The organism is Frankia sp. CcMO1 (assembly GCF_977945845.1).
The window spans coordinates 1-13,505 of sequence record NZ_CDWTMG010000068.1 but is presented as its reverse complement, the minus strand read 5'-3'; the positions used below and the strand labels follow the sequence as shown (position 1 = coordinate 13,505).

Here is a 13,505-nt window from a genome sequence, read left to right as displayed (position 1 = left end):
GTGCGCTCCTTCGAGCTGCGACCGACCACACGACAGCCGGTATCCGCATGCTAGCTCCGCCGAGGCATGTCCTCACGCATCGAACAGAAACCTACCCGCCGGCACCGTCCACATCGTCGTGGGCGGCGGACCGGCGCAAGTACCGGTCCGACCAGCGGAGACGTCTAAGGCAACCGTGGCCGACCAGCCATGACTCCGTCACGTCGTTCCGCCAAGAGCAGAACGACGCCGCCCGCTTCGCGACGTCTCCGGTCGGGCGTACGGTGAGGTGGGACGCGTCAAGCGGTGCGTCCCACTTCGGTGAGCCTCCTCGCCGATGCTACCGACGGTAGTGGATGAGGAGGTGTATCTTGTTGTGATTCAACTCACATGTATATCGTTTTGCGTTGTCAATGTTACTCATTGTCGCCGCCCTGGGGAGTTTCAGCGACAGATCTTGCTTGCATCTTGTGAGTAACTACTTTACGTGCGCATACTCGGGCTGTGCTTCGGGTGATTCTCAGACCGCAAGTCCTCCGTTGCCCTGCGTGTCGACCCAGGCGCGCAGCCGTTCCTCGCGATCCTGGTCACCGGTAAAGGGACACGAGGTGCAGTAGTCGTCACCAAGCCGGTAGGCCAGGCAGCACGACCCACGGCGTATGCCGGTGTACCGCCGGCCGTGGTGGACGAACTCGTGCCAACGGGGCCGGGCCCGCATGGTGGGAGTAGCCCGGGAGAAGAAGGCGTCGGCCTCCACTCGGCCGAGGTGGGGATCGCCGGTCGCGCGCTCGGTCAGCAGGAAGGCGCGGGCGCACTGTGCGGCCACCGCCCCCCACAGCGCCGGAAGGCCGAGCCGGACCCGTCCCCGCAGCTCCTCGACGAACGGTTGGAGATGCGCGAGCACCTCCTCGACCAGGCGACTACGCAACGCGGCGACGTCCCCGACCACATCCCCGACCACGCCGATCCGGGCATTCACCCCGTCTCCGGCGGTGGCGCCCCCCGCGATCGGGTCATCCGCCAGGACGGTCATGGCCGGCCGGTGGAACGCGGTCTGGTCGAACCAGCCGCCGTCGAGGGCGCGTAGGGACATCGTTGCCGGGGTCAGGGCCGGCACCCGGTGCAGGAGGACGAAACAGGCGATGGCCGGGGCGGCGACGTTCGCCGAGTACCAGTTCGCCAGGTAGCTCGCGGCGACCTCCGGGCTGGCGCCGTGTGCGGCGCCCACCCGGGCCAGCGCCTCGGCCACGCCTGCTGGTCCGGTCAGGAAGGCACAGTCGGCCCAGCTCGGGCCGTCCGGCATCCCGAACTGCACACCGCGCGGCTCCAGCACCTCGGCGAGGTCCCGCAGGCTTGCCTCGAACGGTGGTTCGGCGCACTGGACGGTACCCCCGGAGAGTTCCGGCGCCGTCCCCTCGGGGACTACTTCCCTGGAAGGCGCCGCCGGGGACGCCGCCGAGCCGGTGCGGCGTTCGTTCACCGACCGCTTCACTGCCGGGACCGGGAGGTGTGCCGCGGCTGGGCCGGGCGTAGCTGTGCCAGGGTGCAGGATCTCTCGCAGAGTGGCGTGAGCATGAGCATGACTTTAAGTAAGCCTAACTTCATGTCTGGCGTCAACTGGAGCCGCCATCAGTGCTATGCCCACGAGTCATCGGGCCGGCATCATGGGTGGGTCGACATCGCGCGGTTGCCGGGCTGGTCGGCCCGCGTCACCAGCTGTCCGTGGCGAGATGGCGCTGGACGGCCTCGGCGATGGCCTGCTGCCCGTGCATGGTGGGGTGCGCGCTCAGATCACGTGTCGGTCCGAACAGATTGACCGGAGCCACCCACGGGTCCGGTGTGCAGATTTTGTGACCGCGTAGCGCTCGATCCGTCGAGACGAACTCCACTCTCGTATCCGACGCGGCTTTTCTGATGACCTGGTCGAGCTGTCTGTTCAGCCTCGTCAGCTGTCGACGTTCCCTGTTGGTCAGCCAGGTACAGATGTTGTTGAGCTGGTTGCCCGGAAATATGTAGGGATAGCCGACCACGATGATCCGCGAATGCGGGGCGGCGGCCTTCACCGCCGCGTAGTTGGTGCTCAGGACACCCGGAAGTTCCTTGGTGACAAGATCGCGCTCGCGGCGGTCGTTGCCATCCCAGAAGCATCTCCACGCATAACAACTGAAGATGACTTTGCCGAATCCGGCATCGTTGCCGCCGATGGTGATGGTGACGACGTCTGGGGCCCGGCCCAGTGCACGTAGCTGGGCCAGCTGGGGTTTCTCGCCCTTGAACGACTCGTGTAGGGCGCCGGTGGTGGCTCCGGAACACGCGGCGAACAGCGAGACGGTGACCCCCGATCCCATACCGCCCAGCAGTCGTGGCCAGGCCTGGCTGCTCCGCCGGCACTGGGGGGCCAGCGAGTCGAAGGGAGGATTGCCCTCCCCCGAGGAGTAGGAGTCGCCCAGCACGGCCAGGGTACGGGGCTGCGGACCGGCCGAAGCCGGATCACCCCAACCGTACGTAATCGGAACCGCGGCGAACAGGAATGCTGCCATCGCGGTGACAAGAAAGGGATGAGTGAAGTATCCGCTGCCGGGATGTGACGATACGCCGGGCTGTGTTCCCGAGCTTCGGTCCCGCATGGCACGGAATCGTAACCGAGTCGCGGGAGGACGGTCCGTCGAACCCGGCGGCTGTCGCTCGGCAGAGTCGGTTGCCTAATCCGCTGGACCGGTCGAAGCCCCGGAGATGCGCGATCGTCGTAATTATCCTGGTCGCCGTAATGCAGCCCGAACGAGCCTGAACGAGCCCGGTCGGGATCGGATCAGATATTCTTCTCGAAGACGAGACGCAGGCCGATGAGTGTCAGATGGGGCTCGTGGCGGTCAAGGGTCTCACTTTCCTTGATGACCACGGACGCGAGACCCCCGGTGGCGATCGTCACCGCATCCGTCCCGAGCTCGGCCCGGATGCGGCGTACCAGGCCGTCCACCTGACCGGCGACGCCGTAGATCATGCCGGACTGGAGTGCCTCGACCGTGCTCTTGCCGATGACGGAACGTGGCGCGACCAGTTCCACCTTACGGAGCTGGGCCGCCCGGGACGCGAGTGCGTCCAGCGCGATCTCGATGCCCGGTGCGAAGATTCCGCCGATGAACTCGCCGCGTGCCGAGACGATGTCCAGGTTCGTCGAGGTGCCGAAGTCGACGACGATCGCCGGCCCGCCGTAGAGGTGGTGCGCGGCGAGCGTGTTCATGATGCGGTCCGCGCCGGCTTCCTTCGGATTGTCGATGAGGATGGGAACCCCGGTCCGCGTCCCCGGTTCGACGATGACGACCGGAATGTCGTGAAAGGCCCGGACCGCCATCCGGCGCAGGGCTCGAAGCGCGGCGGGAACGGTCGAGCAGATCGAGACACCGGTGACCTTGTACTCGCCGAGCAGGCCGCGGTAGAGCAGCACCAGTTCGTCCGCGGTCGCCTGCGGGTCGGTGCGCACCCGCCAGGAGCCGGCGAGGTGTTCACCCTCGAACACGCCGACGACGGTGTTGGTGTTACCGACGTCGATGGCGAGCAGCATCAGGATTCCTCCACGATCAGACCCTCGATCGGTGGGCCCGCGGTGGCCGATCCCGGGCGATGATCGGGATCCAGGGCGAGATCGAGGCCGAGGTCGAGAGCGGGCGCCGAATGGGTCAGGGCGCCGACGGCGAGATAGTCGACGCCGACGGCTGCCACCGCCGCCGCCGTTCGCAGGGTCAGGCCGCCGCTTGCCTCGAGCCGCACCCCGGCCGGACGGGCGAGCTGGACCGCGGTCCGCAGGTCCGCCAGCGACATATTGTCGCAGAGGATGAGATCACATCCGGCATCGACGGCCTCCGCGACCTGGTCGACGGTGTCGCATTCGACCTCGACGGGCAGCCCGGGGAACCGGGCCTGCACCGCGGCGAACGCCGCCGCCACGCCACCCGCCGCGACCACGTGGTTGTCCTTGATCAGGGCTGCGTCCGTCAGCGACATGCGGTGGTTCACCCCGCCCCCGCAGCGCACCGCGTACTTCTCCAGCGCGCGCAGGCCGGGTAGCGTCTTGCGGGTGTCGCGGATCACCGCACCGGTGCCGGTGACCGCGTCGACCCAGGCCCGCGTCAGGGTGGCGATCCCGGACAGGTGGCACAGCAGGTTCAGCGCGGTGCGTTCGGCGGTGAGCAGGCCGCGGACCGGCCCGTTGACGTAGGCCACCGTGGTGCCCGGCGGGACAGGGTCGCCGTCGCGAGCGGTCAGGGTGACGGTCGCGGCCGGCCCGAGCAGGCTTTCGAAGACGGCGGCGGCGACCGGCAGGCCGGCGACGACGCCCGCGGCCCGCGAGACGATGGCGCCGTGCCCGACGAGGGCGGGGTCGACCGTCGCCTCGGAGGTCGCGTCGACCGCGCCGATCTGGCCGGTCACCTCGTTCTCCTCCCAGACCGGGAGGTCCTCCACGAGCGCGCGGCCGACCAGGGCCACCACCCCGTCCGGGTCGAGGCCGGCCGAGGCGAGGGCACTGCGGGTGGCGGGCGAGAGCCGTCCGCCGGGCACGCCGGCGGAACCGCTCACCGCGAGCCGCGCATGGGCTCGACGTCCACGATCAGTTCCCCTTCTGGATCGAGCCGGGTGAGGATCCGGCCGAGCCAGTGTTCGTCGTCCCGCTCACCGAAGTCCTCCCGCCAATGGGACCCGCGGGTCTCCGTCCGGATGGCGGCGGCGGCGGCGAGGGCCGTCGCAACCGTGCGCAGGTTGGTCATCTCCCAGGCCGGCGGCCCGGCCGTGACCGTCGCCCCGCTGACCCGCAGGTCCCCGAGACCGGCCAGTACCTTCGCCGTCGCCCGCAGGCTGTCCGCGCTGCGCAGCACCCCGGCACCGTCGGTCATCGCGCGCGCGAGCTCCGCGCGTTCGGCGGGGTCGGTCAGACCACTGCCGCGACCGACCACCGGCGCGGCGGGGATGGCGGCGCCGCGCTGGCCGCCGTGCCGGCCGCCGGGCGCGGTGCCGGCTAGGTGCTCCGCGATGCGTGCGGCGAAGACCAGCCCCTCCAGCAGGCTGTTCGACGCGAGCCGGTTGGCGCCGTGCACCCCTGTGCAGGCCACCTCCCCGCAGGCGTACAGGCCGGCCACGCTCGTGCGGCCCCACAGGTCCGTGCGCACTCCGCCGCTGGCGTAGTGGGCGGCCGGCGCGACGGGGATCGGCCTGGCGACCGGATCGATGCCGGCGGACCGGCAGCGCGCGGTGATCGAGGGGAACCGCCGCTCGATGGTCGCCGCGCCCAGCCTCCGGGCGTCCAGGAACAGGTGATCGACCCCCTGGGCCGCCATGACCCGCGACATCTGCTTGGCGACGACGTCGCGCGGCGCGAGGTCGGCCAGCCGGTGGACGCCCGCCATCACCCGCTCGCCGGCCGCGTCGACGAGAACGGCACCCTCCCCCCGCATGGCCTCGCTGACCAGCGGCTGCTGGCCCCCGAGCAGGTCGGCGACGGCGCCCGGCCTGGACGGGGGCAGCCACAGGGCGGTCGGGTGGAACTGGACGAACTCCAGGTCCGCGACGACGGCGCCCGCGCGCAGAGCCAGCGCCACCCCGTCCCCGGTGGAGACGCCGGGATTGGTCGTCGACGCGAAGATCTGCCCCATCCCGCCGGTCGCCAGGACCACCGCGCCCGCCGTCACCGCGCCGACGCCGTCCCGGCTGCCCTCCCCCAGCACGTGCAGGGTGGCGCCGGCGGCCCGACTGTCGGAGTCGAGCAGCAGGTCGAGGACCAGTGCGTGTTCGATGACCTCGACGCTCTCATCCGCCCGGACGGCGGTGATCAGGGCGCGTTCCACCTCCAGGCCGGTGGCGTCCCCACCCGCATGGATGATGCGGTTGCGTAGATGGCCGCCCTCCCGGGTGAGGGCGAACGAGCCGTCGGTGGTCCGATCGAACCGGGCGCCGAGCTCGGCGAGCTCACGTACCCGCGCCGGTCCGTCGCGGACCAGTACTCGGGCTGCGTCCTCGTCGCACAGCCCGACGCCGGCGACCAGGGTGTCGGAGAGATGATCTTCGGGCGAGTCCTCCGCGGCGAGCGCGGCGGCGATCCCACCCTGCGCCCACCGGGTCGACCCGGCGTCGAGGCGTGCCTTGGTCACCAGCAGCACCCGGGCGGCGGGCAGCGCCCGGCGCAGGTGCAGGACCGTCGTGAGCCCGGCGATGCCCGAACCGATGACGACGACGTCCGCGGCGCGCAGCCATCCCGGGCGGGGCGCGCCGAGCCGGCAAGGTAGCACGGTCACTGCGTAGCCACGGCCGATCGGACCGCCGCCGCGGCCGCAGGTACCGGGATGCCGATCGGGATGTCGCCACGCAGGCTCGACGGGTCGCCGGGGAGCGGTTCGGCCGGGTCGTCGCCGTGCCCGATGATCCGGTTTGCCGCGTCGACGAACAGCACCTTCGGGACGTGCCGGCGCGCCTCGGTGTCGTCCATGAGCCCGTACGCAATGATGATCACCAGATCGCCCGGCTGGACCAGGCGCGCCGCGGCACCGTTGATACCGATGATCCCGCTTCCCGCCGGTCCCGCGATGGCGTACGTCTCCAGCCGGGCGCCGTTGTTGATGTCGACGATCGTGACCTGCTCGCCGGGCAGCAGGTCGGCGGCGGCCAGCAGGTCCGCGTCGATCGTCACGGAGCCCACATAGTGCAGATCGGCCTGGGTGACCGTGGCACGGTGGATCTTGGCGGTGAGCATGGTGCGCAACACGGTCAGGCTCCCGGGTGATCGCGGTCGGCGGGACGGTCCGGTCGGGGGGTGAGGGCGGGAGACCCGGCGGATGCCGGAGACCCAGTGGGGGCCGGCGCCGGGGATTCCGGAGGCAGGACGAGGTCGATGTTGTCGATCAGGCGGGTGGTGCCCACCCGGGCAGCGACGAGCAGCAGGGTGGGACCGCTCCGGATCGGACGCAGATCGTCGGGGCTGGCCAGGGCGAGGTAGTCCACGTCCACCCCGTCCGCGGCGGCCAGAACCTTCCGCGCGGTCGCGAGCACGGCGTCCTGCCCGCCCGCCTGGGCCCGGGCCCCGGCGGCGAGCGCCCGGGACAGGGCGAGCGCGCTGCGCCGCTGCTCGGGGGTCAGATAGACGTTCCGGCTCGACAGCGCGAGGCCGTCGGGCTCGCGCACGGTCTCCACACCGATCACGGTGACGTCGAAGGCGAGGTCCGCGACCATCCGGCGGATGCAGACCAGCTGCTGGGCGTCCTTGCGCCCGAAGAACGCCAGGTCCGGACGGACCAGGTGGAGCATGGTCCCCACCAGGGTCAGCATCCCATCGAAATGGCCCGGACGGGCTGCGCCTTCGAGTAGCTCACCGAGCGGCCCGGCCTGCAACCGGACGAGCGGCGGCGAGTCGTGGATCATCCGGGGGGCGAAGACGAGGTCGACCCCCTCCCGCGCGCACACGTCGAGATCGGCGGCCAGGGTGCACGGGTACCGGTCGAGATCCTCACCCGCGCCGAATTGCAGCGGATTAACGTAGATCGTGGCAACCACCTGGTCCGCCTGGGCCCGGGCGGCGCGCAGCAGCGAGGCGTGGCCCTCGTGCAGCGCTCCCATTGTCATGACGACGGCCCTGGTCGGGCGCGCGTGGGTCGGGCGCGCGTGCCCGGCTGCCGCCCGCGCGGGCGCGTCGTCCGGCGCAGGCAGACCGGCCTCACTCTGCCGGGCGATGGTGGCCTGCCGGTCGAGCGCGGCGAGCGCGGCGCGCAGCTCGGCCCGGTCTCTGGCCAGGACGGGACTGCCCGAGCCGGGGAGCGTGCTGGGCCGGACGGAGGGGGCAATGCTCCTAGCGGAGGGGGCCGTGGCGGTGGCCGCCTGATCGCGGGATCCCGTCGATGGGCGGTCGGGCGTGGTGGAGAAAACAGCAGTCATGATCCGTTCCAGTCCTCGGATGGGGTACCGGACGTCGTTGGCAACTGTAACTCGGCTGCAATGGTTGCTGCCCTCCTCTGTGAGCTGGGCTTCGTTCGGGCGATCGTCCCGAACGAAGCCCTCTGCTCACTCCGGAAGGTGCAATTTGTTGTTTTGTGGCGTTATATGATACTTCGCTGGGGCGGCGAGCCCACCGGAGTTCAGGCCCCGGTGTGCGCGGGCTCGGCCCGCTCAGGGGCCTCGGCCTCCTGGGGGGAAGAGGGCGTGGAGGCTCCTGGACGGGTGTGCTGCGCGACGTAGGTGCCGGCGGCGATCGCCGCCGCGACCGGCCATTCGATGATCGAGGCCGCGGCGAGCCCGCCGAGCCCCAGGTAGTAGGTGCCCTTGCCCAGCGACGGCCACTGCGTGCTCGTACCTCGTCCAACCTCGAACCGCGACGTGAGCAGCGGTAGCCGGACCGTGAAGGTGTATGTGCCCGGCGACCGCTTGGGGCCCGTGGGCGGGGCCGGCTGCTGCTGGTCCCGCTCAGGGGCAGAGGTGTCCGTGTCCTCCCGGTGCGGCTGTGGCCGTGCCCGTGGCGGAGTGTCCGTCTTCGTGGCCATGGCAGCTCACCTCTCTCGATATCTCGATCTCCTTCTAGGAGAGAACCTAAGATGAACTTATAGTATCCAGAAGATAACTTCTCGTGCTGTTCGCGGTGTGAGCGCGGTCAGGCGGTGGACAGGTAGTCCTTGAAGGAGATGCCGGTCAGTCGCTCGTAGGCCTCCACGTAACGGGCCTGGGTCGCCTCGACGACGTCCGCGGGCAGCTCCGGCCCCGGCGCGGTCCTGTCCCAGCCGGTACTCGTCAGATAGTCGCGGATGTACTGCTTGTCGAAGGACGGCTGGGAGGCTCCGGGCCGCCAGGTGTCCTCCGGCCAGAACCGGGACGAGTCCGGGGTCAGGACCTCGTCGGCGAGCCGCAGCGTGCCCTGGGTGTCATGACCGAACTCGAACTTGGTGTCAGCGAGCAGGATGCCGCGCTCGGCTGCGAGGACACTGGCCCGGCCGAAGATCTGCAGGGTCAGCCGCTCGAGCTCGGCGGCGAGCTCGGTGCCGATCCGGCCGGCCGCGTCGGCCCGACTGATGTTCTCGTCGTGCTCACCGATCGGCGCCTTCGTGGACGGCGTGTAGATCGGTGCCGGCAGCTTGCTGCCGTCCACCAGCCCGGTGGGCAGGGGATGCCCGCTGACCGCGCCGGTGCGCTGGTAGTCCTTCAGCCCGCTGCCGGTCAGATAACCACGGGCGACGCACTCGATCTGCACCATGTTCAGGCGTCGGCACAGCATCGACCGGCCGCGCAGCTGCTCCCTATACGGAGCGAGCTCGGCCGGGTACTCATCGGCGTTCGAACTGACGACGTGGGACGGGACCAGGTCGGCGAGCTGGTCGAACCACCACAGCGAAAGCCCGGTGAGAACGGCTCCCTTGTCGGGAATTTCGGTCGGTAGGACCACGTCGAACGCCGAGATGCGGTCGCTGGCGACCAGCAGCACGGCGTCGTCCCCGACCGCGAACAGCTCCCGGACCTTGCCCGAACCCAGGTGGGTGAGCCCGGCGAACTCCTCATGTGTCAGCGGCATACACCGACCGTACCCAGGGAGAACAACAGCACCTGCGGGGCGGGGTCCCGCGCCATGCCTGCGCCGCTGTGCGGCGGGTCAGGCGCGGGGGCGCGCGGGTCAGGTGAGGGCCGTCAAGGCGTCGAAGACCGGGCCGAGGCGCTTGGTGTAGCGCTCGGGCCGGCTCACCTCGTCGAGCCTGGCCTCGTCCAGGGCCAGGCCGCGGTCGCCGGCGTGCTTGCGCAGCGTCTCCCGGAACGGCACGCCGGTCTGCCAGGTCTCCATCGCCGCCGCCTGGGTGACGGCGTAGGCGTCCTCGCGGGACAGCCCCGTCTCGACGAGTTCGAGCAGCACCGCCGAGGTGTAGACCAGCCCGCCCGTGGCATCGAGGTTCGCCCGCATCCGTGCGGTGTCCACGACCAGCCCGGTGACCAGCCGGGTCGTCAGGTGCAGCAGGTAGTCGACGCCGGTGGCGGCGTCCGGCAGCGCGATGCGCTCGGTGGAGGAGTGGGAGATGTCGCGCTCGTGCCACAGCGGGACGCCCTCCAGCACCGGGACGTACTGCGCCCGGACGATCCGGGCGAGCCCGGCGATGCGCTCCGACATGATCGGGTTCTTCTTGTGGGGCATCGCGGAGGAGCCCTTCTGCCCGGAGCCGAACGGCTCGGACAGCTCCCGGACCTCCGTGCGCTGGCCGTGCCGGACCTCCAGGGCGACCGCCTCGCAGACGGTCGCGAGCCCGGCCAGCGCCGCGACCCAGGAGGCGATGCCGTCGCGCAGCACGACCTGGGTGGCCACCGGGGCCGCGGTGAGGCCCAGCTTGTCGGCCACATAGGCCTCGACGTCGGGGCCGATGTTGGAGTACGTCCCGACCGCGCCGGAGATCTTGGCGACGGCCACGTCCGCGCGGGCCGCGCGCAGCCGGTCGCGGCAGCGGGCGAGCCCGAACGCCAGGTCCGCGACGCGGTGCCCGAACACCGTCGGCTCGCCGTGGATGCCGTGCGTCCGGCCGACCCGCAGGGTGTTCCGGTGGGCTAGGCCGAGGTCGCGCAGCGCGGCGACGAGGGTGTCCGCCCGGGCGAGCAGCAGGTCGGTCGACTCGACCAGCTGCAGCGCGAGCGCCGTGTCGAGCAGGTCTGAGGAGGTCATGCCGAAGTGCGCGTAGGCAGCGGCGGACCGGGGTTCGGTGCGGTCGGCCCAAGCGGTCAGGAAGGCGATGACGTCATGCTGGGTGACGGCCTCCACCTCGGCAACGGCCTCGGGCGTCGGAGCGGGGGCGGCCCGGACCGGCTCGACGGAATCGGCGGGGATGCGGCCCGCGGCGGCGTGCGCCTCCATGACCAGCACCTCGACGCGACACCACAGCTCGTACTTGTGCGCCTCCGACCACACCCGGCCCATCTCCGCCAGGGTGTAACGGCCGATCATGACTGGCTGCCGGCCGCGGCCGCCGCGCTCAGCCCGTCCGCCGCGGCCTGCTCGAACTCGTCCTTGAACGCGGCCAGCTTCAGCCCCAGATCGGGATCGGCCAGCGCCAGGATCTGGATCGCCAGGATCGCCGCGTTCGTCGAGTTGTTCAGGCCCACGGTCGCGACCGGGACGCCCGGCGGCATCTGCACGATGGCGAGCAGCGAGTCCATGCCGTCCAGCGCCCCGCCGGAGATCGGCACGCCGATTACCGGCAGCGTGGTGAGGGCCGCGATGGTGCCGGGCAGCGCAGCGGCCAGGCCTGCCCCGGCGATGACCACCGAGATGTCGCGGGCCCGCAGCTGACCCACGTAGTCGGCGAGGGTGCGCGGCGCGCGGTGCGCCGACAGCGACACCTGCTCGTAGGGCACACCGAAGCGTTCCAGGGTGGCGCCGGCCTTGCTCATGGTCTGGGTGTCCGACGGTGATCCGAAGACGATCGCCACCTGGGGATGGCCCGGCCCGGGGGTGCTCTGCGACACGGTCTACTCCTTCTTTTTCTTTCTATGTCTTGCGGGATCCTCGCCGGACGCGACGTCCGCTCGACGGACGTCGGCCGCGTGGCGCATCCGGGACGGATCTCCGATGTCGGTGCGGTAATGGGCGCCGGGCAGCGAGATGCGGCTGACAGCCTCGTAGGCCGATCCTCGCGCGGACTCCAGGTTGGAGCCGATGGCCGTAACGGACAGCACACGGCCGCCGGCCGAGACGACCCGGCCATCCGGCTCCCTCCGGGTACCGGCGTGCAGGACGTCGACGCCGGCCAGTGCACCGGCGGCGGCGAGCCCGCGGATCGGGTCGCCGAGCCTGGGTGCTGCCGGATAGCCGTGCGCGGCGACGACGACGCTGATCGCCGCGCCGGAGCGCCACACCGGTGCCCGCCGGCCGGAGAGCACGTCCGTCAACGGCGTCGTGAGCAGGGCGAGGATGGCCTGCACCTCGGGGTCACCGAAGCGCACGTTGAACTCCACTACCCGCGGGCCGCGGGTGGTCAGCGCGAGCCCGGCGTAGAGCAGGCCGGTGAACGGGGTGCCGCGCCGGGCCATCTCGGCCACTGTCGGCCGGATCACCGTGGCGACGATCTCCGCCGGCAGGCCGTGCGAGGCCCAGGGCAGCGGGGTGTACGCGCCCATCCCCCCGGTGTTCGGGCCGGTGTCGCCGTCGCCGACCCGTTTGTGGTCCTGCGCCGGCAGCAGCGGGAGGACCGCGCCGGACTCGGTCACCACGGCGAACAGGGAGACCTCGGGCCCGTCGAGGTACTCCTCGAGGACAACCCGGTCGTCCGGTCCGCGCAGGCTCGCGCGGACCGCGGCGACGGCCGCGTCGCGATCCTCGGTTACCGTGACGCCCTTGCCGGCGGCGAGCCCGTCGTACTTCACCACGTACGGCGGGCCGAAGACGTCCAGGTCGGCCAGGGCGGGCTCGATCTCGGTGTGGTCGCGAGAGGCCGCCGTGGGCACCCCGGCGGCGCGCATGACCTCCTTGGCGAACGCCTTGCTGCCCTCTAGCCGGGCCGCGGCCGCGCTCGGGCCGAAGACCGCGAGGCCGCGGGCGCGTAGCTCGTCGGCGGCCCCGGCTACCAACGGCATCTCCGGACCGATAACGGTGAGGTCCGCGCCGACCGCCTCGGCAAGGTCGGCGACGGCGTCCGGGTCGGCGACGGCGAGCGGGCGGGGATCGGCGAGCTCGGCGGTCCCGGCGTTTCCGGGCGCGCAGATCAGCGAGCCGACCCGGGGATCGCGGGCGAGCGCCCGGCACAGCGCGTGTTCACGGCCGCCGGAGCCGACAACAAGAACCTTCATCAGTTCACCTCGCGACGCAAGCAGCGGCCCGGTGCGCGGCGGCGGATTCCCGGTAATGCCGGCGGACCGGGCCGCGTCGCCGCCACGGCCGTGCGCGGGGGACGTGGGGGTCGGTGGAGGCCGTCACCGGTTGTCCCCGGCGCGCGGCGCCGGGACGGAGATCCGGACCGGGCGCGGGTGCCGTCGCGAACCGGCGAACCCCGCCTGGGGCATCGCGTCGTCGCAGTTCGGTCGGGTCACAGTTCCACAGTAGCGGGTGTGCTGATCATCGTGCGCGTCGTGCCCGGTCGGTGCCGGTGACTCCCGGCCGGTCACCCGGGACGATCCGCGCTGAGCGGCTACAGCCCGACGCCCGACCGCCAGAGCAGGTGGGCCATGCCGTGCACCAGGTGCAGCGCGCAGCGGCGTGCGTCCACCTCGGCCATGCCCGCGACGATGGCGGCGGCGTCGACCGGCCAGACCCGGACCTCCCGGCCGAGCACGGTCAGCGGGGCGGGATCGTCGCGGCCCTCGAAGGCGCGCCCACCCGGTTCGACGAACAGGTGCAGCGACCGCCCTGCGGCCGGGAAGTTCTCGCAGCGCCAGTACAGCAGCGGCCACGCCTGCAGCCGTTCCCGCCGTCCCGGCCAACGCCGGCGGCGACCGGGGTCGACGGCCGCCTCGCCCGGGTCCGCCCGATCTGCCCGGGCTGCCGGGTCCGTGGCCGCCCGTGTCGCCCCGCCCTCGCTCAGGTCCGGCGCGGG

General features: G+C 71.4%; 12 protein-coding genes and 1 pseudogene. All 13 read right to left on the bottom strand.

The genetic code is table 11. The annotated features are described in order from the left end of the window. Nucleotides 1–499: 499 nt before the first annotated feature. Nucleotides 500–1,459, bottom strand: a complete 960-nt coding sequence (locus AC08OU_RS10950) for a (2Fe-2S)-binding protein (RefSeq protein WP_462202848.1) — start codon at nucleotides 1,457–1,459, stop codon at nucleotides 500–502. A 229-nt stretch (nucleotides 1,460–1,688) separates the two neighbouring features. Beyond that, nucleotides 1,689–2,606: an SGNH/GDSL hydrolase family protein gene (locus tag AC08OU_RS10945; RefSeq protein ID WP_476604830.1), complete on the bottom strand. Its 918-nt coding sequence runs from the start codon at nucleotides 2,604–2,606 to the stop codon at nucleotides 1,689–1,691. Between the two features lie 182 nt (nucleotides 2,607–2,788). Further along, nucleotides 2,789–3,541 (bottom strand): type III pantothenate kinase, encoded by a 753-nt coding sequence (locus AC08OU_RS10940; protein WP_476600501.1) that lies wholly within the window; start codon nucleotides 3,539–3,541, stop codon nucleotides 2,789–2,791. Next, a complete protein-coding gene (gene nadC, locus AC08OU_RS10935; protein WP_476600499.1) occupies nucleotides 3,541–4,554 on the bottom strand; it encodes a carboxylating nicotinate-nucleotide diphosphorylase in 1,014 nt (337 codons plus the stop codon). The genes AC08OU_RS10940 and nadC overlap by 1 nt, the downstream gene beginning before the upstream one ends. After that, complete coding sequence (locus AC08OU_RS10930; protein WP_476600497.1) at nucleotides 4,551–6,263, bottom strand: L-aspartate oxidase; 1,713 nt, start codon at nucleotides 6,261–6,263, stop codon at nucleotides 4,551–4,553. The genes nadC and AC08OU_RS10930 overlap by 4 nt, the downstream gene beginning before the upstream one ends. Continuing rightward, nucleotides 6,260–6,730 carry an aspartate 1-decarboxylase gene (gene panD / locus AC08OU_RS10925; protein ID WP_476600495.1) on the bottom strand — a complete coding sequence of 157 codons (471 nt, stop codon included), beginning with the start codon at nucleotides 6,728–6,730 and terminating at the stop codon, nucleotides 6,260–6,262. The genes AC08OU_RS10930 and panD overlap by 4 nt, the downstream gene beginning before the upstream one ends. 2 nt (nucleotides 6,731–6,732) lie before the next feature. Further along, complete coding sequence (gene panC / locus AC08OU_RS10920; RefSeq protein WP_476600493.1) at nucleotides 6,733–7,893, bottom strand: pantoate--beta-alanine ligase; 1,161 nt, start codon at nucleotides 7,891–7,893, stop codon at nucleotides 6,733–6,735. A gap of 200 nt (nucleotides 7,894–8,093) precedes the next feature. Beyond that, nucleotides 8,094–8,495, bottom strand: a complete 402-nt coding sequence (locus AC08OU_RS10915; RefSeq protein ID WP_476600491.1) for a hypothetical protein — start codon at nucleotides 8,493–8,495, stop codon at nucleotides 8,094–8,096. Nucleotides 8,496–8,602: 107 nt separating this feature from the next. After that, complete coding sequence (locus AC08OU_RS10910; protein ID WP_462186410.1) at nucleotides 8,603–9,514, bottom strand: phosphoribosylaminoimidazolesuccinocarboxamide synthase; 912 nt, start codon at nucleotides 9,512–9,514, stop codon at nucleotides 8,603–8,605. Between the two features lie 99 nt (nucleotides 9,515–9,613). Continuing rightward, a complete protein-coding gene (gene purB / locus AC08OU_RS10905; protein ID WP_476600489.1) occupies nucleotides 9,614–10,921 on the bottom strand; it encodes an adenylosuccinate lyase in 1,308 nt (435 codons plus the stop codon). Next, nucleotides 10,918–11,442 carry a 5-(carboxyamino)imidazole ribonucleotide mutase gene (purE, locus tag AC08OU_RS10900; protein WP_462186408.1) on the bottom strand — a complete coding sequence of 175 codons (525 nt, stop codon included), beginning with the start codon at nucleotides 11,440–11,442 and terminating at the stop codon, nucleotides 10,918–10,920. The genes purB and purE overlap by 4 nt, the downstream gene beginning before the upstream one ends. 3 nt (nucleotides 11,443–11,445) lie before the next feature. Next, entirely contained in the window at nucleotides 11,446–12,762 is a 1,317-nt protein-coding gene (purD, locus tag AC08OU_RS10895) for a phosphoribosylamine--glycine ligase (RefSeq protein ID WP_476600484.1), read from the bottom strand. Between the two features lie 338 nt (nucleotides 12,763–13,100). Next, nucleotides 13,101–13,505: pseudogene (locus AC08OU_RS10890) on the bottom strand (hypothetical protein); the annotation flags it as partial.